28 protein-coding genes and 1 tRNA gene are annotated in these 24,873 nt (G+C 66.6%); 11 read left to right on the top strand and 18 right to left on the bottom strand.

Features of this window, described 5'->3' with window-relative positions; all coding sequences use genetic code 11:
• Nucleotides 1–49: 49 nt before the first annotated feature.
• Nucleotides 50–1,063 carry a DUF2332 domain-containing protein gene (locus tag ACE3Q6_RS18380; RefSeq protein WP_374435635.1) on the bottom strand — a complete coding sequence of 338 codons (1,014 nt, stop codon included), beginning with the start codon at nt 1,061–1,063 and terminating at the stop codon, nt 50–52.
• On the bottom strand, nt 1,060–1,734 hold the full coding sequence (gene pth / locus ACE3Q6_RS18375) for an aminoacyl-tRNA hydrolase (protein ID WP_374435633.1): 675 nt from the start codon (nt 1,732–1,734) through the stop codon (nt 1,060–1,062). Before pth ends, ACE3Q6_RS18380 begins: the two co-directional genes overlap by 4 nt.
• A gap of 70 nt (nt 1,735–1,804) precedes the next feature.
• Between pth and ACE3Q6_RS18370 the strand changes: the two genes are divergently transcribed.
• The gene (locus ACE3Q6_RS18370) at nt 1,805–2,467 is read left to right on the top strand and encodes an FkbM family methyltransferase (protein WP_374435631.1); all 663 of its coding nucleotides are present in this window, start codon (nt 1,805–1,807) and stop codon (nt 2,465–2,467) included.
• Between the two features lie 360 nt (nt 2,468–2,827).
• On the opposite strand, the gene ACE3Q6_RS18365 is transcribed toward ACE3Q6_RS18370, so the two are convergent.
• Both ACE3Q6_RS18365 and ACE3Q6_RS18360 read right to left on the bottom strand, forming a co-directional pair.
• Entirely contained in the window at nt 2,828–3,433 is a 606-nt protein-coding gene (locus ACE3Q6_RS18365; protein WP_374435629.1) for a 50S ribosomal protein L25/general stress protein Ctc, read from the bottom strand.
• A gap of 103 nt (nt 3,434–3,536) precedes the next feature.
• Nucleotides 3,537–3,899: a DUF6404 family protein gene (locus ACE3Q6_RS18360; RefSeq protein WP_374435626.1), complete on the bottom strand. Its 363-nt coding sequence runs from the start codon at nt 3,897–3,899 to the stop codon at nt 3,537–3,539.
• A 159-nt stretch (nt 3,900–4,058) separates the two neighbouring features.
• Between ACE3Q6_RS18360 and ACE3Q6_RS18355 the strand changes: the two genes are divergently transcribed.
• Nucleotides 4,059–5,204, top strand: coding sequence for an MFS transporter (locus ACE3Q6_RS18355; RefSeq protein WP_374435625.1), 1,146 nt, complete (start codon nt 4,059–4,061; stop codon nt 5,202–5,204).
• On the opposite strand, the gene ACE3Q6_RS18350 is transcribed toward ACE3Q6_RS18355, so the two are convergent.
• The 5 genes from ACE3Q6_RS18350 to ACE3Q6_RS18330 are packed head-to-tail and all read right to left on the bottom strand — an operon-like array spanning nt 5,192 to nt 10,123.
• The gene (locus tag ACE3Q6_RS18350; RefSeq protein ID WP_374435622.1) at nt 5,192–6,775 is read right to left on the bottom strand and encodes a 5-guanidino-2-oxopentanoate decarboxylase; all 1,584 of its coding nucleotides are present in this window, start codon (nt 6,773–6,775) and stop codon (nt 5,192–5,194) included. The two genes, ACE3Q6_RS18355 and ACE3Q6_RS18350, sit on opposite strands and share 13 nt — an antisense overlap.
• Nucleotides 6,772–7,959 (bottom strand): pyridoxal phosphate-dependent aminotransferase, encoded by a 1,188-nt coding sequence (locus ACE3Q6_RS18345; RefSeq protein ID WP_374435620.1) that lies wholly within the window; start codon nt 7,957–7,959, stop codon nt 6,772–6,774. Before ACE3Q6_RS18345 ends, ACE3Q6_RS18350 begins: the two co-directional genes overlap by 4 nt.
• The gene (locus tag ACE3Q6_RS18340; protein ID WP_374435618.1) at nt 7,956–8,612 is read right to left on the bottom strand and encodes a TetR/AcrR family transcriptional regulator; all 657 of its coding nucleotides are present in this window, start codon (nt 8,610–8,612) and stop codon (nt 7,956–7,958) included. Before ACE3Q6_RS18340 ends, ACE3Q6_RS18345 begins: the two co-directional genes overlap by 4 nt.
• Before the next feature lie 58 nt (nt 8,613–8,670).
• A complete protein-coding gene (locus tag ACE3Q6_RS18335; RefSeq protein ID WP_374435616.1) occupies nt 8,671–9,561 on the bottom strand; it encodes a cation diffusion facilitator family transporter in 891 nt (296 codons plus the stop codon).
• On the bottom strand, nt 9,551–10,123 hold the full coding sequence (locus ACE3Q6_RS18330; protein ID WP_374435613.1) for an SH3 domain-containing protein: 573 nt from the start codon (nt 10,121–10,123) through the stop codon (nt 9,551–9,553). The genes ACE3Q6_RS18335 and ACE3Q6_RS18330 overlap by 11 nt, the downstream gene beginning before the upstream one ends.
• Before the next feature lie 128 nt (nt 10,124–10,251).
• Here ACE3Q6_RS18330 and ACE3Q6_RS18325 point away from each other — a divergent pair, with 128 nt between their 5' ends.
• From ACE3Q6_RS18325 to ACE3Q6_RS18310, 4 genes are all read left to right on the top strand, one after another.
• Complete coding sequence (locus tag ACE3Q6_RS18325; RefSeq protein WP_374435611.1) at nt 10,252–11,238, top strand: 2-hydroxyacid dehydrogenase; 987 nt, start codon at nt 10,252–10,254, stop codon at nt 11,236–11,238.
• 141 nt (nt 11,239–11,379) lie between these two features.
• Nucleotides 11,380–11,640, top strand: coding sequence for a hypothetical protein (locus ACE3Q6_RS18320; protein WP_374435609.1), 261 nt, complete (start codon nt 11,380–11,382; stop codon nt 11,638–11,640).
• Nucleotides 11,641–11,827: 187 nt separating this feature from the next.
• On the top strand, nt 11,828–12,016 hold the full coding sequence (locus ACE3Q6_RS18315; RefSeq protein WP_374435607.1) for a hypothetical protein: 189 nt from the start codon (nt 11,828–11,830) through the stop codon (nt 12,014–12,016).
• A 217-nt stretch (nt 12,017–12,233) separates the two neighbouring features.
• Nucleotides 12,234–12,464 carry a hypothetical protein gene (locus ACE3Q6_RS18310; protein WP_374435604.1) on the top strand — a complete coding sequence of 77 codons (231 nt, stop codon included), beginning with the start codon at nt 12,234–12,236 and terminating at the stop codon, nt 12,462–12,464.
• Between the two features lie 66 nt (nt 12,465–12,530).
• Here ACE3Q6_RS18310 and ACE3Q6_RS18305 read toward each other — a convergent pair whose 3' ends face one another.
• From ACE3Q6_RS18305 to ACE3Q6_RS18285, 5 genes are all read right to left on the bottom strand, one after another.
• A complete protein-coding gene (locus tag ACE3Q6_RS18305) occupies nt 12,531–13,415 on the bottom strand; it encodes an MBL fold metallo-hydrolase (protein WP_374435602.1) in 885 nt (294 codons plus the stop codon).
• A gap of 15 nt (nt 13,416–13,430) precedes the next feature.
• The gene (locus ACE3Q6_RS18300) at nt 13,431–13,862 is read right to left on the bottom strand and encodes a DUF6691 family protein (protein ID WP_374435599.1); all 432 of its coding nucleotides are present in this window, start codon (nt 13,860–13,862) and stop codon (nt 13,431–13,433) included.
• Nucleotides 13,862–14,296 carry a YeeE/YedE family protein gene (locus ACE3Q6_RS18295; protein WP_374435597.1) on the bottom strand — a complete coding sequence of 145 codons (435 nt, stop codon included), beginning with the start codon at nt 14,294–14,296 and terminating at the stop codon, nt 13,862–13,864. The genes ACE3Q6_RS18300 and ACE3Q6_RS18295 overlap by 1 nt, the downstream gene beginning before the upstream one ends.
• A 7-nt stretch (nt 14,297–14,303) precedes the next feature.
• On the bottom strand, nt 14,304–14,507 hold the full coding sequence (locus ACE3Q6_RS18290) for a DUF2892 domain-containing protein (protein ID WP_374435595.1): 204 nt from the start codon (nt 14,505–14,507) through the stop codon (nt 14,304–14,306).
• Between the two features lie 63 nt (nt 14,508–14,570).
• Nucleotides 14,571–15,230 (bottom strand): Crp/Fnr family transcriptional regulator, encoded by a 660-nt coding sequence (locus ACE3Q6_RS18285; RefSeq protein WP_374435593.1) that lies wholly within the window; start codon nt 15,228–15,230, stop codon nt 14,571–14,573.
• A gap of 182 nt (nt 15,231–15,412) precedes the next feature.
• Here ACE3Q6_RS18285 and ACE3Q6_RS18280 point away from each other — a divergent pair, with 182 nt between their 5' ends.
• Nucleotides 15,413–16,141, top strand: coding sequence for a hypothetical protein (locus ACE3Q6_RS18280; protein WP_374435591.1), 729 nt, complete (start codon nt 15,413–15,415; stop codon nt 16,139–16,141).
• 55 nt (nt 16,142–16,196) lie between these two features.
• On the opposite strand, the gene ACE3Q6_RS18275 is transcribed toward ACE3Q6_RS18280, so the two are convergent.
• Entirely contained in the window at nt 16,197–18,629 is a 2,433-nt protein-coding gene (locus ACE3Q6_RS18275; protein WP_374435589.1) for an FAD-dependent oxidoreductase, read from the bottom strand.
• A gap of 170 nt (nt 18,630–18,799) precedes the next feature.
• Between ACE3Q6_RS18275 and ACE3Q6_RS18270 the strand changes: the two genes are divergently transcribed.
• A tRNA-Ser gene (locus ACE3Q6_RS18270) sits at nt 18,800–18,890 on the top strand.
• A gap of 402 nt (nt 18,891–19,292) precedes the next feature.
• On the opposite strand, the gene ACE3Q6_RS18265 is transcribed toward ACE3Q6_RS18270, so the two are convergent.
• Genes ACE3Q6_RS18265 through ACE3Q6_RS18255 form a run of 3 tightly spaced genes read right to left on the bottom strand, consistent with a single transcriptional unit; the run spans nt 19,293 to nt 21,738 of the window.
• Nucleotides 19,293–20,954 (bottom strand): recombinase family protein, encoded by a 1,662-nt coding sequence (locus ACE3Q6_RS18265; RefSeq protein WP_374435587.1) that lies wholly within the window; start codon nt 20,952–20,954, stop codon nt 19,293–19,295.
• A complete protein-coding gene (locus ACE3Q6_RS18260) occupies nt 20,951–21,424 on the bottom strand; it encodes a DUF2924 domain-containing protein (RefSeq protein ID WP_374435584.1) in 474 nt (157 codons plus the stop codon). The genes ACE3Q6_RS18265 and ACE3Q6_RS18260 overlap by 4 nt, the downstream gene beginning before the upstream one ends.
• Nucleotides 21,421–21,738 (bottom strand): DUF3489 domain-containing protein, encoded by a 318-nt coding sequence (locus ACE3Q6_RS18255; protein ID WP_374435583.1) that lies wholly within the window; start codon nt 21,736–21,738, stop codon nt 21,421–21,423. Before ACE3Q6_RS18255 ends, ACE3Q6_RS18260 begins: the two co-directional genes overlap by 4 nt.
• A 464-nt stretch (nt 21,739–22,202) precedes the next feature.
• On the opposite strand from ACE3Q6_RS18255, the gene ACE3Q6_RS18250 reads away from it, so the two are divergent.
• The 3 genes from ACE3Q6_RS18250 (at nt 22,203) to ACE3Q6_RS18240 (ending at nt 24,718) form a co-directional block, all read left to right on the top strand.
• The gene (locus ACE3Q6_RS18250; protein WP_374435581.1) at nt 22,203–23,522 is read left to right on the top strand and encodes a site-specific DNA-methyltransferase; all 1,320 of its coding nucleotides are present in this window, start codon (nt 22,203–22,205) and stop codon (nt 23,520–23,522) included.
• Nucleotides 23,519–24,259: a DUF5681 domain-containing protein gene (locus tag ACE3Q6_RS18245; protein WP_374435579.1), complete on the top strand. Its 741-nt coding sequence runs from the start codon at nt 23,519–23,521 to the stop codon at nt 24,257–24,259. Before ACE3Q6_RS18250 ends, ACE3Q6_RS18245 begins: the two co-directional genes overlap by 4 nt.
• A 138-nt stretch (nt 24,260–24,397) precedes the next feature.
• Entirely contained in the window at nt 24,398–24,718 is a 321-nt protein-coding gene (locus tag ACE3Q6_RS18240; protein WP_374435577.1) for an H-NS family nucleoid-associated regulatory protein, read from the top strand.
• Nucleotides 24,719–24,873 lie beyond the last annotated feature (155 nt).

The following is a 24,873-nucleotide window of genomic DNA, read 5'->3' as shown; positions in this document are numbered from 1 at the left end:
TGCCAGGTGAAAGGGCTTTTGGTTCGGGTCCTTGCTCCGACGGGTTCCCTCAGGGCGGTGGCGCGGACCAGTCGACCCAGCGACCGTGGAAATCGGCGCGGCCGAGGGGGAGGGTGTCGCCGCCGGGCCAGAGGGTCAGGGTGAGCGCGGCGCCGGGGCTTTGGCCGTCGGCTTCCATCGAGAGGCGGGCGATGGGGGTGGTTTGGCCGGCTTGTTCCATAGCGGTCAGGGCGCGGGATTGCGTGGCGGACGGGAAGTACTGCCAGGCGACGGTGTGGAAGATCAGGTGCAGGGCTTCGGGCGTAGGCCTGGCGAGGCGGGTTTCCAGCCAGAGGGCGGCATCGGCGCGGTCGATTTGGGGGCGGAGGCGGGTGGCGAGGTCGAGGGCGGTGCGGGTGCGGGAGATACGGTCGGGCTGGTCGGGCCAGAGGTAGGCCAGGAGGCGGAGGCGGTCGGTGATGGGGTCGAGGGGGTTCAGGTCCACGCCACGGCGGTCGAGGATCGTGGGTGTTGCGTGGGGCGGCAGGGGGCCGGTCCAGGCGGGAGTCAGGGTGAGGGTGGGCTCGGCGGGGCCGAAGGTCTGATCGCCGATCCGGAGGGCGTAGTGGTCCCAGAGGAGGTTCAGGCCCGCACTGGCGCCGAGTTCGGAGAGGACCAGGGGCAGGCCGAAGCGCTGGGTCAGCCAGTGGGCGGCGGCGATCAGGGGGGCGGAGCGGCGGACTTCGTTTGTCTGCGGCGGGGATGTGAGCCAGTCGATGAGGAAGGCCGAGTGGCGGGCGAGGGCGGCGAGGGCTTCATCGGTCGGGTCGCTGCCGGAGGCATAGGCGGTGGCGAGGGCGGGGTCCTGGCCGGTGAGGGTGAGGGCGTGGAGGCCTGCGGCGAGGCGGAGGGGTAGGGCGTGGGCGCGGGTGGCCTCGTCGCCGGTGCGGCTGAGGATGTGGTCGGCGACGGGGGTGCCGGGTTGCAGGCGGTCGGCCAGGCCGGACATCAGGACGGCCATCAGGGGCGAGCCCATCGCGGCGCAGTCTTCGGCCTGTTGGCGGAAGAGCTGGCGGATCGTCACCGGAACTTGTCCAGGAGCTTCTGCATCGGGCTGCGGGTGTCTTCCTCGACCTTGGGGGCCGGGGCGGGTTTTTCGGGCTTTTCCTGCGTTGTCGACGACCGGGGCGGGGCGGTGCGGAGGGCGACGGCGTTCATGAATTTCTGACCGTCGCCCGCCGCAAGCGACTCGGCCCCGTCGGAGATGCCGCGGAGGAGGTCTTCCAGCCACTCGGCATCGGCCTTGGCGAAGTCGTGGAGGACGTAGGCGGCGACGGCGTCCTTGTGCCCGGGGTGGCCGATGCCGAGGCGGACGCGGGCGTAGGTGTCGCCGAGGTGGCCGTGGATGGACCTCAGGCCGTTGTGGCCCGCGTGGCCGCCGCCCTGTTTCAGGCGGAGCTTGCCGGGGGCGAGGTCGAGTTCGTCATGGAAGACGGTCAGGTCGGTGAGGGGGAGTTTCCAGAAGGCGACGGCGGCCTGGACGGACTGGCCGGAGAGGTTCATGAAGGTCTCGGGCTTCAGGAGGGCGACCTTTTCGGTGCCGAGGCGGCCTTCGGAGACGAGGCCCTGGAAGGCCTTGCGCCAGGGGGTGAAGCCGTGGTCGGCGGCGATGCGGTCCAGCGCCATGAAGCCGATGTTGTGGCGATTCCCTTCATATTTCGCGCCGGGATTGCCGAGGCCGACCCAGAGTTTCATCCTTTGCTCTCCCGCATGCCGCCCTGGCTGCGATATAGCTGCGGTGGTAGGTACAAACAACGGGACTGGGATGCGCGCCTTCACCCTTCGCGGACTGACGCTGTATGTGCCTGAGGCCGCTCTGAAGGGTAACCTGGAGCGGGCCCTGTCCAGTGGGCGCTATGAGAACCACGAAGCGGATGCGCTGCTGCGGCATCTGCGGCCGGGGGACCGGATGCTGGACCTGGGCGCGGGGCTGGGGTTCATCTGCGCGCTGGCGGCGGGGGTCCTGGGAGAGGATGCGGTGCTGGGCGTCGAGGCGGGGCCGGAGACGGTGAGGCTCGCCCGGCGGAACCTGGCGGCGAACGGGTTTCCGGGTGTGAAGGTGCTGAAGGGCGCGGTCGTGGCGGCGGGTGAGGGAGAGGTGGAGTTCGGCCAGCGGCCGGCTTTCTGGGCCTCGTCCCTGCGGGGGCCGGACGGCTGGCCGGAGAATGCCGAGGTGATCCGGGTACCGGCGCGGCCGTTGGGGAAGCTTCTGGCGAAGTTCGCCCCCACGGTGGTTTCCTGCGACATCGAGGGGGGCGAGCTGGAGGTGCTGACCCAGCCCCTGCCCGGAGTGCGCCTCGTGGTCTTCGAGACGCACCCGCAGGTCTACGGCGCGGACGGCGTGGCCCGGATCGTCGCCGCGCTGGCGGCGCAGGGGTTTGTCGAGGCCGAGGGCGCGAAGAAGGATACTCTGGTTTTCCGCCGCTAGGCAGCACGGGCGCCTGGAGCGCTGGCATCCCCAAACCAGCGGGCCGCGGAGGTCGGGAGTGCTGCCTGCGGCGGAAGTGCGGGATGCTGGGCTGATGACGCTGGTCTTTCTCGCGGCGGCGACTGTGCAATCCGTGAGGCATGGCGATCGAAGGGCGGTCGGGGCGCGGGGGGATCGGCTGCTTCTGGACCTGATGGACGCGCGTCCAGGGCACTGAGGCTGCGAGAGGCTACTCGTGCGACTTCGTCTTCTCGTCGCGGCTGGCTCTCCGACGAGGAGACGCGGTCGAACGAGGAGGCGTCGCGCGAAATGCAACGGGGGGCCCAAAGGGCCCCCCGCGCGATCCGTAAGGCGAGGCGATCAGGCCTCGGCTTCGGCGTTCTCTTCTGCCACGAGGCCCGACGGGGCCGCGATGTTGGCGATCACGAAGTTCCGCGCGATGGTCGGCTTCACGCCGGCCGGCAGCTGAACGTCGTTGATGTGGATGACGTCGCCGATCTTCTTGCCGGTCAGGTCGACCGTGATGTGATCGGGGATGTCCGCCGCGGTGACTTCCAGTTCCACTTCCGGGCGCACCACGGTCAGCGTGCCGCCGCGCTTCAGGCCGGGGCTGGCTTCGTGGTTCACGAATTCCACGTGGATGAACAGCTCGATCCGGCTGTCGTCGTGGATGCGCATGAAGTCGACATGCGTCGGCAGGTCCTTGACCACGTCGCGCTGGACGCCGCGGCAGACGACGTGCACGTCGGGCTGGCCTTCGACTTTCAGGTTGAACAGCGTCTGCAGGAAACGGCCCTGCCGCAGCTTGGTCAGGAGGTAGTTGTATTTCACCTTGATCGGCGTGGGTTCAGCCCCGTCGCCGTAGATGATGCCAGGTACGTAGCCCTCACGACGGGCTTGACGGGCGGCCCCCTTGCCTGTCCCCGTCCGTACCTCGGCCAGAAGATCGGTGATCTCGCGTGCCATAGGTTCTCTCCATATAAGTCCGCCATCCTCCAAGGGTGCATGGCGCGACCGGGGGGCTATAGCGACGAATCGGCAGGAAGGGAAGCGCGAAGTTCCCGCGCCGTCAGAGCTCGCGCCAGGCGGGCAGACCGGCGCTAAGCGCCTGGAACCGGATGACGATGGCGGTAAGCATGCCTGCCACCACGCCGAAGGCAATGCTCCCCGAAACGCCGAGGTTCTGCAGCATGCGGATGGGCCGGGCTGCGCTGTCGACGGACATGGCCAGCCCGTGGGCGCACAGGATGATGGCGCTGAGACCAAGGGTCAGGAAGAGCACCAGCCCCGGGACGGACATGTAATGGAGCGGACGCACAGGCAGGCCGAGCGTGCTGAGACTCCGCAGGAAGGGAGGAAAGCTGCCGGAGATACCCGCCTCGTTGGCGAGGCCTAGCGCGCGCTGAAGCTTCTGACGGTATTCGGAACTCATGATGCACCTGTGGTTGTGTCGTGGCGAAGCTGTCCGTCCTGAAGGTGGCAGCATTTTGACCCAGGCCTGTCGCTTTCGGCATGGTGCAAGGTCGCGGGTGGGCTGGATACGGGGGACACGGCGGGCTAGCTGTCGTCTTCCCGCGCCCGGAGCCCCGTGATGATCCCCCTCCACACGCTTTCCATCGCCCGGCCCGCGATTGCGGCCTTTGCGGCGATGGGCCTGTTGTGGGGGACCTTCGCGGCAGCGATGCCGGACCTGAAGGCGATGTTGGGGGTGGACGAGAGGGAGCTGGGGCTTCTGGTCTTCTGCACTCCGCTGGCCGCGATCAGCGCGATGCTGGTGGCCCCGGCCTTCGGGGCGGCGCTGGGGCGTGTCGCACTGCCGGTGTCCGTCGCGCTGATGGCGCTGGCCTTCGCGCTACCGGGTCAGGCCTCGGTCTGGTGGCTGTTCCCGCTGGCGATGGCCTGCGCGGGGGCGGCGACGGGGCTGACGGACGTGCTGATGAATGCCCGCGTCGCGGCGATGGAGACCTCTCGCGGGTTGCACCTGATGAACCTGGCCCATGCGGCCTATTCCTTCGGCTATGCGGGGGGCGCGGTCTTGACCGGGGTGATGCGGGGCGCAGGCTGGGGGCCGGACTGGGTGATGGGGACCATGTCCCTTGTCGGACTGGGTTTCGCGGCCCTGGCGCTGGAGCGGGACGGGCGGATCGAGGGGTTGCGGAAGCCGAAGGATGGCTCGGCGGGCCGCTTGGGCTGGGTGCCGGTGATCGGGGGCGGGATCGTGTTGATCGCGTTCATGACGGAGAACGCGGCGGAGTACTGGTCGGCCCTGCATATCGAGAAGACCCTCGGGGGCAGCCCGGAACAGGGGGCGCTGGGGCCGGCGATGCTGGCGTTGACGATGGGGTTCGCGCGGCTTGGCGGGCAGTGGCTGGCGGGGCGAGTGGAGCCCTTCACCATCCTGCGGTGGGGCGCGGTGATCGCGGCGGCGGGGGCGCTGGTCGTGTCGCAGGCCTGGGCGCCCTGGGTGGCTTACCTTGGGTTCTTCGTGATGGGCATCGGAGCCTCGGTCCTCGCGCCCACGGCGTTTTCGCTGGTGGGCCAGATGAGCGCCGACGAGGCCCGCGCCCGGGCCATCGCGCGGGCGACGCTTCTGGGCTACCTGGGCTACTTCGTCGGGCCGCCGCTTCTGGGCGTCATCGCGGGGACCTTCGGGCTGCGCTTCGCCTTCCTCTGGGCGGCCTGCCTGGTGGCGATGGTCTTCGTGCTGGCCCCGATCCTGAAGCGTCAGCGGGCCTGAACCTCCAGGAAGCGTGGGCCGTCATGCGGTGTGATCAGCAGCTCACCCAGCTGGTCGGGGTCGGGCGGGACGCTTGCGAAGACCATGTCGCAGGCCATCGCGAAATGCTCCATGTCCAGCGGTGAGGGCCCGCAGCCCAGGATCGGCTCCACCTTGGCCTGGCGCATGTAATCGGCGATCTCGCCGAAGCCCGCGTTGTTCCAGACGACGTAGGTGATGGGAAGCTTTTCATCGACGGCGGTGCGGAGTTCGCCGGGGCTGAACTGCAGGCCGCCATCGCCGATCAGGCAGACCACGGGCACGCCGGGGGCGGCGATAGCGGCACCGACGGCGGCCCCTGGCGCGTATCCCAGCGCGCCATACCCGGTGGCGGCGTTGAACCAGCCGCGCGGGCGGTCATGGTCGTAGTAGAGGTTCGCGGCATAGACCGGCTGGGTGCTGTCGCCGACGATGATCGAGTTCGGCATGGCGTCGCGGATCACCTCGACCATGTCAAGCCGGGCGGGCATCTCGGCGTCGAGCGCGGCCAGTTCGGCCCGCGCGGCCTGGCGGACGGCCTCGGCCCGGGCGGCGCCTTCGCGGTTGGCGCGGATGGTCATCGGCATCAGTGCGGCCATCAGCGCGCCCGCGTCGGCCTTGATCGGCATCTTCGCGGGGTGGCGGGCCAGTTGGTCGGCGCAGATGTCGATGCGGATCATGTCCGACAGGTTGGGCACGCGCCCGTTGGCATACATGTCATAATCGGTCGGCCCAAGCTCGGTCCCGATGGCCAGGATCTGGTCGGCGTCGGCGATGAACTTCCGGACCGAGGTCAGGCTGGGCGAGGCGGGGACGGTCAGGCGGTGGCCGAACATTGCGCCGCGGGCGTTGACCGTCTGGATCACCGGGGCGTCGAGGGATTCGGCCAGTTTCTGTAACGGCTCCTCGGCCCCGCGGGTGCCGCCGCCGGCGAGGATCACGACCCGCTCGGCCGCGTTGAGCGTCGCGGCCAGGCTGCGCAGCCGGCCCAAGGGAAGCGGCACGGCGCTGCCCGAGACGACGGGAGGCGGCAGTTCGGGGCAGGGCTGGCCCATCATGTTGGTGGAGATCTGGATATGCGCGGGGCCGGGGCGTCCGGCGGTCATCGCGGCAAAGGCGCGGTCCAGGACTTCGCCCAGTTTCTTGGGGTCGGTCACGGTTTCGGTGTGGCAGAGCGTGGCGATCATCGCGCCCTGGTCGGGGAGTTCGTGCAGGCGGCCAAGTCCCTTGCCCAAGGTGTCGCTGCGGCCGAGGCCCGAGATGACGAGCATGGGGACCGAGTCGGCACGGGCCTGGGCCATCGCGGTGATCGTGTTGGTGAGCCCCGGACCGGTGATGACGAAGGCGGCGGCGGGCTTGCCCGAGACGCGGGCGTAGCCGTCGGCCATGAAGCCCGCGCCCTGTTCGTGGCGGGGCGTGACGTGGCGGATGCGGTCCCCGGCGGCGGCGAGACCGCGGTAAAGCTCGACCGTGTGTACACCGGGAATGCCGAAGACGGTGTCGATGCCGCGTGCGATCAGGCCTTCGACGAGGCGGATGCCGACAGTGGTCATGCTGCGTTCCCCAGTATGCTGGCCGCGTGGGCGGCAATGCGGTTGGTGGCCTCGACCACCAGGTCGTCAGGTTGTGTGAGCGAGAGGCGCAGCCAACCGGCCAGCCCCTCGCCAAAGCTTTCACCGGGCATGACGGCGACCTTCTGGCGGTCGAGGAGCGAGGAGGCAAAGGCCTCGCCCGAAAGGCCGGTGGCGCGGACGTCGATCAGGGCGAACATCCCGGCCTCGGGGCGGTGGACGTAAAGGCCGTTCACGCCCGAGAGCGTGTCCGCGATGATCCCCGCGCGGCGCGAGAAGCGTTCGGCCATCCCGGCGGCCACGGGCGAAGGTTCGGAAACTGCAAGCTGCGTGGCGTCAGCAAGGAAAGGTTGCGAGCCAAAAAGCATGGTTTCTGAAAGTGGCAGCATCCGCGTGCAGAACTCGGCCGGACCCACGCACCAGCCCGAGCGGAAGCCGGGCGCGGCGTGGGACTTGGAGATCGAGGAAGCGACCACGGTGCGGTCGGCGAGGTCGGGGTCGTTCAGCGGCGAGGTGAAGGTGACGCCGGGGAAGACCAGATCCTCGTAGACTTCGTCGCAGTGGATCCAGAGGTCGTGCGCCCTTGCGAGGTCGCCAAGGGCGCGGATGTCCTCGGGCCTGAGGACGGCGCCGGTCGGGTTGTGGGGCGAGTTCAGGAACAGGACCCGGCTGCGCGGGGTGATCCGGGGGGCCACATCGGCGGCCTGCATCCGGAATCCATTTTCGGGCTTCAGCGGCACGGGCACCATCCGCGCGCCGGTCTGGGCGATCAGGCCTTCGTAGGTCGCATACATCGGGTCGCCCAAGAGCACCTCGTCGCCGACTTCGACCAGGGTGCGCAGGATGGCGTAGAGCACGGTCTGGGTGCCGGGCAGGCACATGATCTGGTCGCGGGTGATCTCACGCCCCCGGCGCGCGGTATAGCGGGCGGCGAGCGCCGCGACGAGACCTGGCTCGCCCCGTCCGTTGGAATAGCCGGTGCGGCCTTTCGCCATCGCCGCGCTTGCTGCGTCGAGGAAGCGCACCGGCGTCGGCACGTCGGGTTCGCCGATGGTGAATTCGATGATCTGTTCGCCCGCCGCCTTCATGGCGCGGGCGCGGGCGTGCAGCGCCCATTTGGCACCGCCAAGGCCGGAGAGGCGGTCGGTGACGGAGGCGTATCTCATGGCAGGGACTTTCCGAAATCTGGCAGCATGGCGGTATGGGCCATCAGGTCGACGCCAAGGATGGCACCGACCGACGTAAGACCGATGGTGACGATCTCGCCCGGGGCGAAGGTGGCGGGAAGGAGCGAGCCTTCGACCCAGAGCCCGTCGATCAGGGCGTTGCAGGCGATGGCTTCCCCGCGGGTCTGACCGGGTCGGGTCGTGCGGGGGAGGGTTTCGATCAGTCGCTGCAGCGTGTCGCGGTAAGCCAGGTAGGCGGCTTCGTGCACCGCCATCAGGTCGGGGTCGCTGCGGACCTTGTGCATGTAGCCGGCCCAGAGCACCACGGCACCCGCATCCAGCACTGGCGGGCGAAGCGAGGCGGCGATGAAGGCGGCAAGGCGTTCCTCGGGTCCCGCACCCACTCCTTCGATGGCGTCGGACCCCTTGGCGGTCATCCCGTCCATCAGAGCCCGGTAGGCGGCGCGGGTGAGTTCGTCCTTGGACTGGAAGTAGTGCCGGATCAGGCCCGGCGTGACGCCCGCGCGTTCGGCGATGGCCCGCACGGTCGCCGCCTCTGGCCCGCCTTCGGCCACGAGGTCCTGCGTCGCGGCGATCAGGGCCGAGCGACGGCTCTCTTCACTTTCGCGGCGATAGAGGCGGCGGGGTTGCATGTCATCCGTCTGTTATACGCGCGTATAATCATGCGGAGGCCGCGGGAAGTCAACAAGGTCAGGTCTCGCGGTGAACGTCCTTGTGGATGATGACGTCGGCGTTCGGATAGGCGTTCAGGATCGCGCGGCGGAGGCTGGCGCCGATGTCATGCGCCTCGCGCAGGGACTGGTCGCCGTCCAGCTCGATGTGGAGGTTGACGAAGACGCGACTGCCGGCGGTGCGGGTCTTGAGGTCATGAAAGCCACGCACGCCGGGCCAGTCGGCGGCGATGCGGGCGATGCCGTCGATGATCGCGGGATCGGCCGCGCGGTCCATCAGAGCGTCCCAGGCGTCCTTGCCGATGTGCAGCGCGCCGAAGACCATCACCCCGGCAGCGGCGAGGGCGACGACGGCGTCGATGTAGCCGATGCCGTATTGGCTTGACGCCCAGAGCGCGGCGATGGCCCCGAGGCTGGGCAGGAGGTCGCCCAGGTAGTGCAGCCGGTCGGCGGCCACGACCTTGCTGCCCGTCCGGCGGGCGACGCGGCCCTGCCACCAGACCAGCGCGAGCGTGATCAGGATCGAGGCGACCATGACGATCAGGCCGCGTCCTTCGGAGGCAAGCTGGTGGGGCGTGTCGGCCGTCAGGCGGCTGATGGCGGTCCATCCGATCACGCCCGATGAGACGAAGATGAAGGTCGATTGCGCAAGCGCGGCCAGGTCCTCGGCCGAGGTGTGGCCGAAGGCGTGATCCTCGTCCGCCGGGCGGGCGGCATAGATGATCGCGGCGGCGGCGCCGAGCGACATCATCAGGTCCAAGGCGGAATCGGCCAGCGAGGCGGCGATGGAGAGAGCCCCGGTTTCGGCCAGCGCCCAAAGCTTCAGGGCGACAAGCAGGGCGGCGACAAGGACTGACGCGAGCCCTGCTGACAGCGACAGCCGGACTGCATCCTTCGGGTCATTCGACAACTTCTTCGTCCTTCACGCCCCAGATCGAGCTCTTGCGGATCCAGCCGCGTGTGCCGTCCAGCGAGACTCGGCACCAGGCAGGATTGCATTCCAGAATGCGCCCGATCACCCCCAGTTCAGCCTGCGCGACCACGGCCGAGCCATCTTCGGGCGCATCATGCAATTCGGCCATGTCGAGGGTGACAAGCGCGGTCCGTACCCCCGACAGAAGCGAATAGTGCACCCAGCCGCCCGCACCCTCGAAATCCTCGACCCGGCGCCAGTTCTCGAATTCGGCGGTGATCTTCAGGGGCATCCCGGCGCGGGTGAAGACCCAGTCGATGCGGTGCGTCAGGCCCGGGCCGCGCCGGGCGTTGCCCTCGGAACCCTTGAGCGACACGAAGCGGGGCAGGGGAAGGTTGGTGACGCAGCCCACGTCGGGCTTGCAGACCTCTTCGGGCGGCTTGTCGGTCTTGGCGGTGCCCGCCTCCTGCGCCTCGACCGCATCTTCGGCATCCTGTGCCGCAAGCGCCGTGCCCCACAGCGCGCCCAGAAGTGCCAGTAGCCCGATCCACCGTTTCATCTTGCCGCCTTGCCCAGCCCTTGCCGGGCATCCGTGCCGTTACCGCCTCGGCGGGGTCTTGTGCATCGCCCCGCTTGGCTGCACCTTGCCCGAAGGACACCGGATTTGGAAGTGTCGGGGAGAGTGCCATGCCTGCCAGCCGCCTGACTGTGGTCGTGACGCGACGGCTGCCCGAGGCCGTGGAAACGCGGTTGAAGGAGCTGTTCGACGTCGAGTTGCGCGACCCGGACGTCGCGATGACGCGGGAAGAGCTGGCCGAGGCGATGCGGCGCGCGGATGTGCTGGTGCCTACGATCACCGACTCGATCGATGCGGGGCTTCTGGCCCAGGCCGGCGAGAAGCTGAAGCTGATCGCCAACTATGGTGCGGGCGTGGACCACATCGACGTGGCGACGGCGCGGCAGCGGGGGATCCTGGTGTCGAACACGCCGGGGGTCACCACCGAGGATACGGCAGACATGGTGATGGCGCTGATGCTGGCCGTGACCCGGCGCATTCCGCAAGGCTTGCAGGTGATGCAGTCCGGCCAGTGGGCGGGCTGGTCGCCGATGGCGAACCTGGGCGGCCGCCTGGGCGGGCGGCGGCTGGGTATCCTGGGGATGGGACGCATCGGGCAGGCCGTCGCGCGGCGGGCGCGGGCCTTCGGGCTGCAGGTGCATTACCACAACCGCAAGCGCGTCCGTCCCGAGGTCGAGGCCGAGCTCGAGGCGACCTACTGGGAGAGCCTGGACCAGATGCTTGCCCGGATGGACATTGTCAGCGTGAACTGCCCGCACACGCCGTCGACCTTCCATCTTCTGAACGCACGTCGGCTGAAGCTGATGAAGCCCTCGGCCGTCGTCGTGAACACCTCGCGCGGAGAGGTGATCGACCAGAACGCCCTGACCCGTGCGCTGCGGGCGGGAGAGCTGGCGGGGGCCGGGCTGGACGTCTACGAGCACGGGACCGACATCAATCCGCGGCTTCTGGAACTGCCCAACGTGGTGCTGCTGCCGCACATGGGATCGGCCACCATCGAGGGGCGGATCGAGATGGGCGAAAAGGTCATCATCAACATCAAGACCTTTGCCGATGGACACCGTCCCCCGGATCAGGTTGTGCCGGGCATGTTCTAGAATACAACCTGTAGATGATTTCGGGCGGTTTTCTGTGGAGAACCCCCTTCCTTGCGGCCTGCTTGATTGCCCTTCGCCTTTGGGCGCTTTAGTGGAAATGGGGCAATTTTGTGGCATCGCGTTGCTGTCAAGGAGAGTGACATGAAGAATTCGCTGAAGGGGCTGGTGATCGCGATCTCCGTCCTGTCCGCATCCACCGTCCATGCCGGTGGGCCCGTCATCGTCGAGGAGGGCAACGACGAGCTGATCGCCGAGGCGCCCGGCAGCCGGATCGGCATCCTGCCGGTGATTGGCGCGCTCGTGCTGGTTTGCCTCTTGGCCTGCGGCGGTGGTGATGACGACCCGGTGACCCCGGACACGCCGCCGCCGCCCCCGCCGCCGCCGGAGCCTCCGAAGGGCTGAGTCGTTCGTGTCGAATGAGAGGCGGCCGGCCCCAAATGCGCCTTCGAAAATCCCGAATGTTGCAATAAAGCCAAAGCTGCCGATGAATTCATCACACCGCGTCACGAATCCGTTGTGTCCCAATACGGACATGCATAGCGTCCGACCGTGTTCCCCCGGGCTGCCCGGATAATAGAAAGGAAATGTCATGAAAAAGTTTCTCGCGTCGGCGCTGGCCGCTACCATGATCTCGTCCGCCGCTTTCGCCGGTGGCCCGGTCGTCGTGGAAGAAGAGCCGGTGGTTGAGGCTTCCTCGCCGCGTTCGGGCTGGATCGTTCCGGTCGTGGTCGGCCTGGTTCTGATCTGCGCCGTTGCCTGCGGCGGCGACGACGAGTGATCTTCTGATCGACCCAGCGATGTGTCGATCAAGCGGCAGCGCCAATGGCGCTGCCGTTTTCTTTTGCGTTGATCCAAGATCGCGTCCGTGATGCAGCCCAGGCACAATTGGCAGGACAATCGACGGCGAATTTCCCTGATAGTTCATAATCAAAATTGAATGTGTTATTGTCTGGTCGGGCCAGGTTTGAGCGGCCCACCAAACCAGGGAAAATGAAATGACCAAACTTGCTTCAAGCATCCTCGCGTTGACGCTTGCCTTCGGCTCGGCCGTTTCGGCCGGCGGTCCCGTCGTCGTCGAGGAAGAAGTCCAGCCTGAAGTTGTCGCCGAAAGCCCGCGTTCGGGCTGGATCGTCCCGGTGATCATCGGCGGCATCATCCTCTGCGCCATCGCCTGTGGCGATGATGACGAGCCGACCCCGACCACTCCGGTGCTGACGTCCGGCTGATCTCAGTTCGTTGTTTCCGGCCTTGGCCCCGCAAGCGGCCAAGGCCGTTCCTTTTTCCCCTGCCTGCTAGAGCCCGTTGATCGGCACCTTGAGGTAACGCTTGCCGTCCTCGTCCGGCGGGGGCAGGTCGCCGCCGCGCATGTTGACCTGCAGAGACGGGATGATCAGCTTCGGCATCGCCAGCGTCTTGTCGCGCGCGGTGCGCATCGCGACGAACTCCTCGCGCGTCTTGCCTTGGCCCACGTGGATGTTGTGCGCCTTCTCGTCGCCGACCGTGGTCTCCCACCGGATCTCGCGCCCGTTCGGGCCGTAGTCGTGGCACATGAACAGGCGCATCGTGTCAGGCAGGGCCAGCACCTTCTGGATGCTGTCGTAAAGCTGCCCCGCATCGCCCCCGGGGAAGTCGGCCCGGGCCGAGCCGCCGTCCGGCATGAAGAGCGTATCGCCCACGAAGGCCGCGTCGCCCATCACATGCGTCATGCAGGCGGGTGTGTGGCCGGGGGTGTGCATGGCGAAGCAGGTCATCCCGCCGACCTGGTAGGTGTCACCGTCGTCAAAGAGCCGGTTGAATTGCGAGCCGTCGCGCTGGAACTCTGTCCCCTCGTTGAAGACCTTCCCGAACGTGTCCTGCACGACGGTGATGTTGCGCCCGATGCCGATCCTGCCGCCGAGCTGCCGCTGGATATAGGGCGCGGCGGACAGGTGGTCGGCGTGGACATGGGTCTCGATCAGCCATTCAAGCGTCAGGCCCTGGTCGCGGACATAAGCGATCAGCTCGTCGGCATGGTCATAGGTGATCCGCCCGGCGGCATAGTCGATGTCCATGACGGAATCGACGATGGCGCAGGCGTCTGAGGCCGGGTCCTTCACCACGTAGCTGATGGTGTTCGTGGCCGGGTCGAAGAAGCCCTTCACTTCGGGCTTTACTGACAGGTCAACCTTTACGGACATGGGAACCTCCGTTTGTCAGGCTGGCTTGCGTGCGGGGAATCTTGACTGAAGCACGCGTGCCAGGAGAAGGCCGCCGATGAGGGCGGCAAGGAACAGGAAGACGGTGGGATCGCCGGTGCCAAGGGCCGGCAGCGCCCCGCCGGGGCAGAAGCCGGCGATGCCCCAGCCCAGGCCAAAGGTGGCCGAGCCGAGGACAAGGCGGCGGTCGATGACGCGGGTGTCGGGCAGCTGGAAGCGCGGCTCCATCGCCGGGGCAGGGCGGCGAAAGACCAGGCGATAGCCGGGGATCGCCACTCCAAGCGCGCCAGCCATGACGAAGGCAAGGCTTGGGTCCCAGGTTCCGGCGATATCGAAGAAGTTCAACACCTTCGCCGGATTAATCATGCCCGAGATCGTGATGCCGAGGCCGAAAATCAGGCCGATGACGAAAGCGGAGAGGAGACGCATCACCAGCCCCCCATCACGTGGCGGATGACGAAGACAGTGGCGATGGCCGTGGCCATGAAGGTCAGGGTGGCCACCATTGACCGGCGCGAAAAGCGGGCAATGCCGCAGACGCCGTGCCCCGAAGTGCAGCCGCCGCCATAGCTGACGCCCAGGCCGACGATCAACCCGCCCAGGACGACGGCCCAGTTCGGCACCGGCAGATCGATGACCGGAAGCCCGCCCGAGACGAGAAGCCAGACAAGCGGCCCGGCGGCCATGCCCGCCACGATGGCCGCGCGCAGCGCCCAGTCGGACGGGTCATTGAACCGCAACAACCCGCCCAGGATGCCGGTGGCCCCCAGGATACGGCCGTGCAGGGCCATCAGAAGCACGGCCGCGAGGCCGATCAGGGCGCCACCCCCCAGTGAAGCCCAGGGGGTAAATGCTGTTTCCATCTGTTCCTCAGATCCTGCAGGTGTTGATCCCCACCAGCCGATAGAGCGGGCAGAAGCCGACCGCGGCTGTCCCGAGCATGATGACACCAACCGCCGCCGCTGCCCAGACCATCCAGCCCGAGAACCAGCCCAGCACGAAAGCGCCAAGGAGCGCGAGAATTCCGATCAGGGCGCGGCCTGCGCGATCCACCGTTCCAACGTTTCTGGCCATGTCGAACCTCCGTGATGCATGTCCACGGACAGGATGACATATGGGGGGCGGGGCTGTCGGTGACTAGGTCACAGAGCGGGAGAGTCTTTCCAGGCCCGCACGGCTGGTGATGCGGATCTCGCCGCGGGAAAGCTCTACCCAGCCCCGGCGCTGGAATTCCCCCAGCGTGCGCGAGATCACCTCGCGCGCTGTGCCAAGTTCGACCGCAAGCGCCTGGTGGGTGGCGGCGATGAGCCCGTCGTGTTCCAGCGCCAGAAGGCGCTCGGCCAGCCGGACGTCGAGCCGCTGGAAGACGATGTCGTCGATCAGGCCGAACAGGTCGGCGATCCGGCGGGAGTAGGTCTGGAAGATGAAGCGGCGGAAGACGGGCGACCGGCCCGAAAGGTCGTCGAACACGGCGCGCGGGATCGCCACGGCCGCGATGTCGGTCTCGGCGATGCCTTCGGCGGAATAGTCCTCGTCCGCCAGCATGCAGGCCGTGGTCAGGACGCAGCTTTCCCCGGCCTGGACGCGGTAGAGGAAGACCTCGCGCCCGGTGTCGGAGACCTGCTGCACCCGCACGCTGCCCGACAGGAGGAGGAGCATGTTCTGCGCGCGCTGGCCAGGCGCGAAGACCCGGGTGCCAGCGGGCAGATGGACGACCCGGCTTCGGGTCTCGAGGTCGTGGGCGACATCCTCGGGCAGGGCGGCCAGCCCGGAAAAGCGGTCGGTCCAATGGGTCATGGCGAAACTCTGCTTATGGATGCATTTGTGGACAGGACATAAACCGGGGGTTGCACGATCTTGCCAGACGCCATCCCCGAAATGGCCACATTCCCTACCGAAGGGAGGCGGGCAAAAGCCGCCCGGGGGCCGCCCTTGCGACAGCGCTGCCCGTCCCCGGGCACAGACAGTTGGAGCCTTCGATGAAACATGCCCTCGCCCTTGCCACCCTTGCGGCCGTCCTGACGCTTACGCCTGCCACGGCCCAGACCCTCCGGCCCTTGGCCCCCGCCGTGCCGCAGGTGCTGCCGGTCGAGGGCGAGGTCGCCAGCCCTGAAAAGCTGCGCCTTCTGGTCGGGCTGGCCGAGATCCGGGCGGACCTGCAACTGGGGCTTCTTGTCGCGCAGGAGGGTATGGGGGCGTCCGGTGGATCGGCCTTCTCCCATGCGCGCGAAACCCTGCTGCCCGGCATTGCCGAGGGTCTGGCGGCGGCGGAAGTCCCGGACCTTGCGCCCCTGCTGGAGGCGCTGGAGGCAGCCAAGGGCGCGGTTGCGGTGAAGGCCGCCTACACCGAGGCCGAGGCCGCGCTGCTGCGAGCGCGGTCCACGCTGGCGCCAAGCGCGGAGGAGGTCCTCCAGTCCGTCGTGGAGATCACGCGGGGGGCGGCCGGCAAGATCGATGCGTCCGGCACCACGGCGGTTCGCGATTATCAGGTGGCCTGGGCCAGGCTGATGGTAGCGAGGGGAGAGCTTGACCTCCTGGCGCGCGACCAGGACCGGGCGATCGCCAAGCTGGCGGGGGAAAAGGCGGTGGCCTTCGACGACGTGATCCTGTTCATGCCCGATCCGGAGCAGCCAGCCCCCGTTGCCATCGATCCCGCGCTGATCCTTGATCTGGTCGCGAAACTTGAAGCCATCGCGAAGGCAGTCTGAACGCCGGTCTCCCGACTGCCGCCCGTCCGGGGCGGCGGACGGGTCGGGCCAGTCGTCACGCCTTGATCCGCAGGCCATCGGGGTCGACCAGCGGGCGGAGGGTCACTTTGGCCGGGATTTCCTGCCCCGCGACGATCAGGCTGTAGCTCCCTTTCGCAATCCAGTCCTCGCTGACGCCCTGTTCGTTCCGGACATAGCCGAACCCGATGCTTTTCCCCACCGTGTAGCCATACCCGCCCGAGGTCAGGTAACCCACCGGCTGTCCGTCGCGCAGGATGGTTTCGCGCCCGACGAGGACCGCCCCGGGATCGTCGACGGCGAAGCCGGCGAAAAGCTTGGGAAGGGGCTGGTTCTGGCGGGCGACCAGTGCCTCGCGCCCCAGGAAGGGAATGCCTGATTTCACCTTGACCGCCCAGCCCAGGCCTGCCTCGAACGGCGTGTCGTTCGGCGTGATGTCCGAGGCCCAGGCGCGGTAGCCCTTCTCCAGCCGCAGGGACTCCAGTGCGCGGTAGCCCACGGGTTTGAGATGGGGGTCGGCCGCCGTGATGGCGTCGTAGACGGTGCCAAGGGCGGCGATGGGCACGTGGAGTTCCCAGCCAAGCTCGCCCACATAGGTCACGCGCAAGGCGCGGACCGGGGTGCCCGCGATGGTGATCTCGCGGGCAGAGCCGAAGGGGAGGGCGGTGTTGGAGACGTCTGCCGTGGAGACTTTCGCGAGGATGTCGCGTGCGCGCGGACCCATGAGGGAAAGGGTGCCCCAGTCTTCGGTCACGTCGCGGAAGGTCACGCCCTCGGCGGGCAGGTGATCGGCGATCCAGCCGAAGTCATGGGTGCGGAAGCCAGTGCCGGTGACGATGTAGAAGTGGTCCTCGGCAAGCCGCGCGACGGTCAGGTCGCACTCGATCCCGCCGCGGGTGTTCAGGAGCTGGGTGTAGGTCAGGCGGCCGACGTCCCGCGCGACGCGGTTGGCGCAGATGGCTTCGAGGGCATCGGCGGCCTTGGGGCCGGTCAGTTCGTACTTGGCGAAGGAGGACTGGTCGAAGACCCCGGCATGGGCGCGGACGTGGAGGTGTTCCTGCCCCACCACGTCGAACCAGTTCTGGCGGCCCATCGAGTAGATGTCCTTTGGTTCCATGCCCTTGGGCGCGAACCAGTTCGGGCGTTCCCAGCCGAGTTTCGATCCAAAGACCGCGCCTGCGGCCTTCAGCCGGTCGTAAAGCGGCGAGACGATGCGGGGGCGGCCGGAGGTGTATTCCTCATGCGGGAAGGCGACGGTGTAGTGCTTGCCGTAGGCTTCGAGCGTGCGTGCGGCCACCCAGTCGCGGTCGCGGTGGAGGGTGGAGAAGCGGCGGATGTCGACAGCCCAGAGGTCGAGGGGGGCTTCGCCGTTCATCACCCAATCCGCGAGGACCCAACCCGCACCGCCACCCGAGGCGATGCCGAAGGCGTTGAAGCCCGCGCCCACGTACATGTTGGCGCAGTCTGGGGCGGGGCCGAGAATGAAGTTCCCGTCCGGCGTGAAGCTTTCCGCTCCATTGATCATCTGCTTGACGCCGACGTCGGCTAGGGCCGGGACACGGGCGATGGCCTGTTCCAGGTGCTGGCCGAAGTGGTCGTAGTCGTCGTCGAAAAGCCGGAACTCCCAGTTCTCCGGGATGTCGCCGGTTACCCAGCCTTGCGGGTTCGGCTCGTAGCCGCCCATCACCAGGCCCCCGACTTCCTCCTTGAAATAGGTGCGGCGGTCGGGGTCGCGCAGGGTGGCCGCGTCGGGAGAGAGGCCGGGGATCTTCTCCGTCACGATGTACTGGTGCTTCACGGGGTGCAGCGGCACCGCGACCCCCGCCATCGCGCCGATCTGCCGGGCCCACATGCCGCCGCAGTTCACCACCTTCTCGCAGGCGATCACGCCCTGGTCGGTCTCGACATGGGTGATCCGGCGGCCGTTCATGCGGAAGCCGGTGACCTTCACCCCTTCGTGGATCTTCGCCCCATGCATCCGCGCGCCCTTGGCCAGCGACTGGGTGATGTCCGAGGGGCTGGCCTGCCCGTCCGTCGGCAGCCAGGAGGCGCCGATCAGGTCGGAGACCTCCATCAGTGGCCACATCCGTTTGACCTCATCCGGCCCGATCAGCTCCATCTCCATCCCGAAACTGCGGGCGGTGGTGGCGAGCCGCTTGAACTCGGTCCAGCGGTCGGGCGTGGTGGCAAGGCGCAGGCAGCCGGTCATCTTCCAGCCGGTGTCGAGGCCCGTTTCGGCGGCGAGGCCCTTGTAGAGCTCGACCGAGTATTTCAGGACCTTGGTGATCGAGGCCGAGGAGCGGAGCTGCCCCACCAGCCCCGCCGCGTGCCAGGTGGAGCCAGAGGTGACCTTGCCCTGCTCCAGCAGGATCACGTCGGCCTTGTGGTCGCGGGCGAGGTGGTAGGCCGTGGAACAGCCGATGATGCCGCCGCCGATGATGACGATCTGGGCCTGGGAGGGAAGGGTCATGTTGGGCATCCCGTGCTGTCGTGAGGCGGGTCAGAGGCCCGAAGGCCCCCTGCGCCGTTTGCCGCAGGTTAGAGGGAGGCTGCGCGGAACAGAAGCCTTCTGATGCATGGCCGGAAAGGCTGCCACCTTTCCGCTTGCCCCCGCGGTCCCGCACCGATAAACGGGCAGGCGGAGACGTGGCCGAGTGGTCGAAGGCACGCCCCTGCTAAGGGCGCAGACCTCTAAAGGGTCTCGAGGGTTCGAATCCCTTCGTCTCCGCCACCAACCCCTTGATATTACTTCTATTTCCGTTCTTGCGGTGAATTCATCCCTGTTTCCGGGGGTTACGGCGGCATGACCGCCGCGGAGACGCCAGCACGACCTGTTCAGCCCTGTTTTTTCGCCCGTAGTCTCCGTGCCTGGACGGCCCGGCTCCGTTTGCCCGAGACGCAAGAACAGGGAAAGAACAGGGAAGATCGAATTCTTCGCATCATTCGAAGGGATTGCCCTCCCGAATATAGGCGAAATTTCCGTGGGTTACGGGGAAATTCCCTGCTCGCTGGGAACACGGAATTTAATCCGGCGTATCAGGAAAGAAAATTCGACTGACCAGGGAAAGAAGTCGGAAGAACAGGGATCACGCTGAGCGCGCCATATGGCTGGTGATCCTTGCTAGGCGCCGCGTCATCCGATGCCAAAGATCCGCGCCTGCTCGGCCCAGTCCATCGGGAGATCTTCGCGGATGATTTGCGAGACGGAAAGCTCGGCGGGCTGGCGTCCGTCGAGGATTGCCGCCTGGACACGGGGCGCGAGGAAGGCCAGCGGAAGTCGGGCGCGGATGTAGGGTTTGGAATGTCCCGTCGCGCGGGCAAGATCGATGAGCGAGGTGCCAGACCGAAGCGCGCGTGCCCAGACATGCGCTTCGGCGAGGGTTCGCTGCAGAACCTGATCTGGCGCGGGGATGGTCTCGCCCGCGATGATCCTTGTCTCGACACCCCGACGCCGCAGGGCGAGAGGACAAGTCAAAGCGAGCACGTGCTCAGACAGAGCTGCCGTCGCGACCTCAAGGCCCGCTGCAATGACATCCCGGTCAAGGCGCAGATGCAGGTGTCCCGGCGCCAGAGTGCCGGACGCGATCAAGCTGCCAAAGAGGGCGGGGTCACTCGCCACACGATCCGCAAACTCGGTCGCGCGGTCCTGCAGACTATTTGCTCCCCGGGCATCGGGCAGGGTAAGCAAGCCGTGGCCCGCTGCCGTCCGGCGCAGATGCCCGACGACTATCTGACACAAGGTGCTCTCGAGTGCTGGCGCGGGCAGGCGCCAGCCGGATGGATCTGTGCCACCCGCGATCAACCGGTTCGAGACGTAGTAGGCGAACCGCCGACCGTGCCGCTGGGTATGGGTTGGCGTCAGAAGATCGCCGGTCTCGTCCCGCAGCTTGCCGGTGAGAATGCGGGTGTCGGTCGCGGTGATACTGCGCCCGCGCGGCCGGGCTCCGGCGGCCATCATCCTGGTCTGCACCTGCTGCCAGAGATCAGGTTCGATGATCGCGGGATGCTGACCAGGATAGGTCTGATCCTTGTGCCGGATGCGCCCGATATAGACCGGGTTGGTCAGGAGGTAATGCAACTGCCCGCGGGTAAAGGGGGAGCCTCCGCGGACTTGGCCGGATCGTGTCGTCTCGGACTTCGGTCGCAAACCCAGCCGCGTGGATTCAGCCTCGACCCGTCGCAAGTTGCCCAGTTCATCGTAGAGGCTGAAGAGCCTCTGGACGACCGTTGCCTCGGACGGATTGACCACCAGTTCCCGACGCTGCGGATCGGAATGGCGGTCGTACCCGAGGGGCAGGCATCCGCCCATCCAGAGCCCCTTCTTCTTCGAAGCCGCGATCTTGTCCCGGATACGCTCGGCCGTGACCTCACGTTCGAACTGGGCAAAGGACAGAAGGACATTCAGGGTAAGGCGTCCCATCGAATTCGCGGTGTTGAACGCCTGAGTCACCGAGACGAAGGAACAGCCCTTGGCATCGAGGCGTTCGACCAGCCGCCCGAAGTCGACCAGCGATCGCGTCAACCGGTCGATCTTGTAGACCACCACCATGCCGACGCGCCCGGCATCGATCTCGGCCAGGAGCCGTTGCAAGGCCGGACGATCCAAGGTCCCGCCAGACAACCCGCCATCATCGTATCGGTCGGCAAGAAGTTTCCAGCCTTCGTGGCGTTGGCTTGTGACGTAAGCCGCGCAAGCTTCGTACTGCGCATCAAGCGAGTTGAACGCCTGATCGAGACCTTCGTCGCTGGACTTGCGGGTGTAGATCGCGCAGCGGATCACGGGCTTCTGGGTCATGCGACACGGCTCCGGCGCGATTGACGGCTCTTGGATGCCTTGCCCTTCGCTGGACCTCCGCCACCCTCATCCGCCACATTGGTCAGACCGAAGAAGCGCGGCCCCGACCAACGCGCGCCGGTGATGGCGCGCGCGATCGCCGAAAGCGACCGATGCCGACTGCCGTTCCACAGGAAACCATCGGGCAACACATCGACGACGTGGGTGGTACCGTTCCATTCCCGCAGAAGCCGGGCACCGGGTTGGAGGGTTGGCGTGGCCGCGCGCGCCTCACCAGCAGCGATCCGGTCAAGCCGTGCGCGAAGGGCGGCTGGCAGGCCACCCTCCACCTTTGCCTGCAGCTCGAAGGCAAGGAACCTTCGCTGCATCGGCTGGCTCATGCTGGCCGGGACATCACCGCCAATCAGGTCCGACCAGAGCTTGGCCAGACCCTTTCGATCCATCTTGTCGAGATCCGCAAGCGACGTCATGCGACGCCCTCGATCGAAAGAGATGCCTCCCCACCAGCAGACTCGATCGCATAGATCGTATCCTCTCCTTCGCGACGCCGGGTCAGGGTCAGACCCTCCTTGCGCAATCCGCTGAGGGCCGCGCGCAGGGTATGCGCCTGCCATCCGGTCGCTTCGATCAGGGCGGCAAGGGATGCGCCACCCGGTTCGGAGAGCTTTGCGCGCAACAAAGCTGCCTTGGTCTGCCGCGGCGGCTTCGACGTCGGGACGGCGACGGCGCTTTCTGGTCCCTTGTCCTCAGTGGCTGGACGGGTCTTGGTCTTTGCTCTGGTCATGGATCTGCTCCGGTTAAACCGGGCGGACGGGGTGTCGCGCCCTGGTACCGAGCCGAGCCCGGACGGCGCCGGGCGTTGACAACAGCAACGCTCTGGTCGCGGGCGAAGTCCAGCAAAGTCCTCAATGCTACTGCATGTGGGGCGGGTCTTGCTTTGTTTTCACATCAGATGGTATTCTTTGCACGGGAGGTCGCCGCAGTGGCGAGTCGCCTGGATCCGGTTGGCGCGTTCACCGATGAGGTCCGCGTCAGCTTGCCAGGATCACGGCTCTCAAACTCCGGCCCAGAGACCAACCGCTCAAGAACGTCGCTGCCGTCGTAGGCCTGCGACAACCGAGTTGGCGTCTCTCCAAGTCCGTGCTCCGCCAGGACCACGGCGCAACATCAGAGCAGCACCGCCTTTGGGCGATCCCATAGCCATCCGAACCGACCGCTGCTTGCGTCGGCCATTCTTGGAGAACAATCATGGCGCACAGCCACATCGAACACCTCGACCCGACCAGCTTGCGACCTTGGGCGCGGAACGCACGAACCCATTCGAAGAAACAGCTCCGCCAGATTGCGGAGTCGATCAGGACCTTCGGCTTCACGAACCCGGTGCTCATCGACCAGGCGAACACAATCCTTGCCGGCCACGGTCGGGTGGAGGCGGCCAAGAGCCTCGGGATGGCGACTGTACCCTGTCTCCGGATCGAGCACATGACCGAAGACGAAAAACGGGCCTATGTCATCGCCGACAACAAGCTCGCCCTGAACGCTGGCTGGGATGAAGAAATCCTGGCGCAGGAGTTGCAGGGCCTCCTCGCCACCGAGAACCTAGGCTTCGACATCGGGGTGATCGGGTTTGAGGTCGCCGAGATCGACAGCCTCGTCGAAGGCCTGAGCCCGGAAGAGCCGAACAACCCGGAGGATGACATCCTTCCCGACATCGCACCGCGGCGGGTCAATCCCGGCGACATCTGGCAGTTGGGTGCCCATCGTCTGATCTGCGGTGATGCGCTGGATCCCAGGGTGCTGGACGACCTGATGGAGGGCGAACTCGCGCGGATGGTGTTCGCGGATGCGCCCTACAACGTGAAGATCGACGGCCACGTCGGCGGTTCGGGGAAGACCAAGCATCGCGAGTTTGCCATGGCCTCGGGCGAGATGACCGAGGCTGAGTTCACCCAGTTCCTGACGAAGGCGCTGCAGAACATGGCAGATCACAGCCTTGACGGCTCCATTCACTACCAGTGCATGGACTGGCGCCACATGCGGGAAATGCTGGAGGCAGGCCACGCGGTCTACGACGAGCTGAAGAACCTGATCGTCTGGGCCAAGGACAATGGCGGTATGGGAACCTTCTACCGCTCCAGCCATGAACTGATCTTCGCCTTCAAGAACGGCACGGCTCCGCATGTGAACAGCTTCGAGCTCGGCCAGCACGGCCGCTACCGCACCAACGTCTGGAACTACCGCGGCGTGAACACCATCCGGGCCGGTCGCATGGATGAGCTGCAGCTCCATCCGACGGTAAAGCCGGTGCAGATGATTGCGGACGCGATCAAGGATGTCTCCGGCCGGGGCGAGATCATCCTCGATAGCTTCGGGGGATCGGGTTCGACGCTGATTGCTGCAGAGAAGACCGGCCGTCGGGCACGGCTGGTCGAACTCGACGTGATCTACTGCGACCGGATCCTGGCCCGCTGGGAACGCATGGCCAAGGACATGGCGGAACAGCTGGTCTGCGGCTGGCCTCGGGCCGGAGTGGTGACCGGCGCGGGTGATCTGGAGGCCGCCGAATGAACGGGCCGCGCAAACCAGGACCGGCCGCACCCGGGCCGTCACGTCCAGGGTCGCTCGTCGCCCGACCCGGCTACGAAGTTGGGTATGCCAAGCCGCCCGACCATTCCAAATTCCGCAAGGGAGTCTCCGGCAATCCCCGCGGTCGGCCGAAGGGGACAAAGAACAAACTCCCGGCACTCAACGAAGAGCGAATGAAGGCCATCATCCTGGAAGAGGCCTATCGGACCATCACGGTGCGGGACGGCACGAAGAATGTGACCGTGCCGATCGCGCGGGCGGTGCTGCGGTCTCTGGCCGTCAACGCGGTGAAAGGGCAGCACCGGTCGCAGCGTCTGTTCTCCGAGCTTCTCGCCAGTGTCGAGACCTCGAACCGAACGACCTATGACGAGTGGCTTAAGACCGCTATCGACTACAAGATCGAATGGGACCGCGAACTCGACCGTCGCAAGCGGTTGGGCATCATCGACGCGCCCGCCCCGCTACCCCACCCCGACCACGTCGTGATCGACATCCGGGCGGGAACGGCCAAGATTGTTGGCCCAGCCACAAGAGAAGAACTGGCCGAGTGGGAAAAGTGGATCGAGCGCCGGAAGATCTTCGAGGAGGAATTGGAGGATTACCAGCAGATGCTGGAGGACGCGACGGAGGACACCGAGATTGCATTCTTGAAGGCCGAGATCGCGCAAACTGAGAAGATCCTCAGGATCATTCGACAAGCGTTGGGCGAGACCGAATAGGGACCATTGAGGTCGAATTCTCTGAACGTGATCCTCACTAACAAGATTATTCGCCATGTCAGACATCGCATTCGCTGCTGATTGCGTCGCCCAAACGATCTGGCTACTGTCCGCCAAAATCAAACAGGGATCCAGTACATGGCCAACATCAATCTGAACGACCTCTCGCTGTCCGAATTGAAGTCACTCCAAAAGGACGTGGCCAAGGCCATCGCCGAGTTCTCGGACCGCAAGAAGACGGAAGCGATGGCTGCCCTCGAGGCCCACGCGAAGGAGCTAGGCTTCAGTCTTGCTGAACTGACCGGCGCGAAGAAGACCCGCAAGAGTTCCGGCCCAGGAGGCGCCAAGTATCGTCATCCGGAAAACCCGGACGTTACCTGGTCGGGACGCGGGCGGAAGCCTGGCTGGTTCACCGCGGCGATCGAAGCGGGGAAGGCTCCAGAGTCGATGGCGGTCTGACGGCGGCCGTGGCGTGACGGCATATGCATTTTGCCGGTGATGGCGATTCTGCGCTTGTCACGGACGGCCGCTATGGGCGGAGAGCCGCCTGACAGCAGCGAGGCATGGCAACTGCAGCGACTCGGGGAAAGCGGACCCTCGCGCTTCTGAAACCG

Origin of the sequence: Tabrizicola sp. (assembly GCF_041913445.1) — a bacterium.
In the GTDB taxonomy this organism is placed as follows: Bacteria; Pseudomonadota; Alphaproteobacteria; order Rhodobacterales; family Rhodobacteraceae; genus Tabrizicola.
This window is presented reverse-complemented; position numbering and strand designations above follow the sequence as displayed.

Bases quoted from the DNA above. Each gene is read 5' to 3' on its own strand.
- ACE3Q6_RS18330 (WP_374435613.1), bottom strand. From the start codon at position 10,123: ATGAAACGGTGGATCGGGCTACTGGCACTTCTGGGCGCGCTGTGGGGC.
- ACE3Q6_RS18365 (WP_374435629.1), bottom strand. From the start codon at position 3,433: ATGGCACGCGAGATCACCGATCTTCTGGCCGAGGTACGGACGGGGACA.
- ACE3Q6_RS18295 (WP_374435597.1), bottom strand. From the start codon at position 14,296: ATGGAAACAGCATTTACCCCCTGGGCTTCACTGGGGGGTGGCGCCCTG.
- ACE3Q6_RS18275 (WP_374435589.1), bottom strand. From the start codon at position 18,629: ATGACCCTTCCCTCCCAGGCCCAGATCGTCATCATCGGCGGCGGCATC.
- ACE3Q6_RS18290 (WP_374435595.1), bottom strand. From the start codon at position 14,507: ATGGCCAGAAACGTTGGAACGGTGGATCGCGCAGGCCGCGCCCTGATC.
- ACE3Q6_RS18310 (WP_374435604.1), top strand. From the start codon at position 12,234: ATGACCAAACTTGCTTCAAGCATCCTCGCGTTGACGCTTGCCTTCGGC.
- ACE3Q6_RS18300 (WP_374435599.1), bottom strand. From the start codon at position 13,862: ATGCGTCTCCTCTCCGCTTTCGTCATCGGCCTGATTTTCGGCCTCGGC.
- ACE3Q6_RS18315 (WP_374435607.1), top strand. From the start codon at position 11,828: ATGAAAAAGTTTCTCGCGTCGGCGCTGGCCGCTACCATGATCTCGTCC.
- ACE3Q6_RS18360 (WP_374435626.1), bottom strand. From the start codon at position 3,899: ATGAGTTCCGAATACCGTCAGAAGCTTCAGCGCGCGCTAGGCCTCGCC.
- ACE3Q6_RS18285 (WP_374435593.1), bottom strand. From the start codon at position 15,230: ATGACCCATTGGACCGACCGCTTTTCCGGGCTGGCCGCCCTGCCCGAG.
- ACE3Q6_RS18370 (WP_374435631.1), top strand. From the start codon at position 1,805: ATGCGCGCCTTCACCCTTCGCGGACTGACGCTGTATGTGCCTGAGGCC.
- ACE3Q6_RS18305 (WP_374435602.1), bottom strand. From the start codon at position 13,415: ATGTCCGTAAAGGTTGACCTGTCAGTAAAGCCCGAAGTGAAGGGCTTC.
- ACE3Q6_RS18320 (WP_374435609.1), top strand. From the start codon at position 11,380: ATGAAGAATTCGCTGAAGGGGCTGGTGATCGCGATCTCCGTCCTGTCC.
- ACE3Q6_RS18340 (WP_374435618.1), bottom strand. From the start codon at position 8,612: ATGCAACCCCGCCGCCTCTATCGCCGCGAAAGTGAAGAGAGCCGTCGC.
- ACE3Q6_RS18350 (WP_374435622.1), bottom strand. From the start codon at position 6,775: ATGACCACTGTCGGCATCCGCCTCGTCGAAGGCCTGATCGCACGCGGC.
- ACE3Q6_RS18265 (WP_374435587.1), bottom strand. From the start codon at position 20,954: ATGACCCAGAAGCCCGTGATCCGCTGCGCGATCTACACCCGCAAGTCC.
- ACE3Q6_RS18325 (WP_374435611.1), top strand. From the start codon at position 10,252: ATGCCTGCCAGCCGCCTGACTGTGGTCGTGACGCGACGGCTGCCCGAG.
- ACE3Q6_RS18260 (WP_374435584.1), bottom strand. From the start codon at position 21,424: ATGACGTCGCTTGCGGATCTCGACAAGATGGATCGAAAGGGTCTGGCC.
- ACE3Q6_RS18255 (WP_374435583.1), bottom strand. From the start codon at position 21,738: ATGACCAGAGCAAAGACCAAGACCCGTCCAGCCACTGAGGACAAGGGA.
- ACE3Q6_RS18250 (WP_374435581.1), top strand. From the start codon at position 22,203: ATGGCGCACAGCCACATCGAACACCTCGACCCGACCAGCTTGCGACCT.
- pth (WP_374435633.1), bottom strand. From the start codon at position 1,734: ATGAAACTCTGGGTCGGCCTCGGCAATCCCGGCGCGAAATATGAAGGG.
- ACE3Q6_RS18355 (WP_374435625.1), top strand. From the start codon at position 4,059: ATGATCCCCCTCCACACGCTTTCCATCGCCCGGCCCGCGATTGCGGCC.
- ACE3Q6_RS18345 (WP_374435620.1), bottom strand. From the start codon at position 7,959: ATGAGATACGCCTCCGTCACCGACCGCCTCTCCGGCCTTGGCGGTGCC.
- ACE3Q6_RS18245 (WP_374435579.1), top strand. From the start codon at position 23,519: ATGAACGGGCCGCGCAAACCAGGACCGGCCGCACCCGGGCCGTCACGT.
- ACE3Q6_RS18240 (WP_374435577.1), top strand. From the start codon at position 24,398: ATGGCCAACATCAATCTGAACGACCTCTCGCTGTCCGAATTGAAGTCA.
- ACE3Q6_RS18280 (WP_374435591.1), top strand. From the start codon at position 15,413: ATGAAACATGCCCTCGCCCTTGCCACCCTTGCGGCCGTCCTGACGCTT.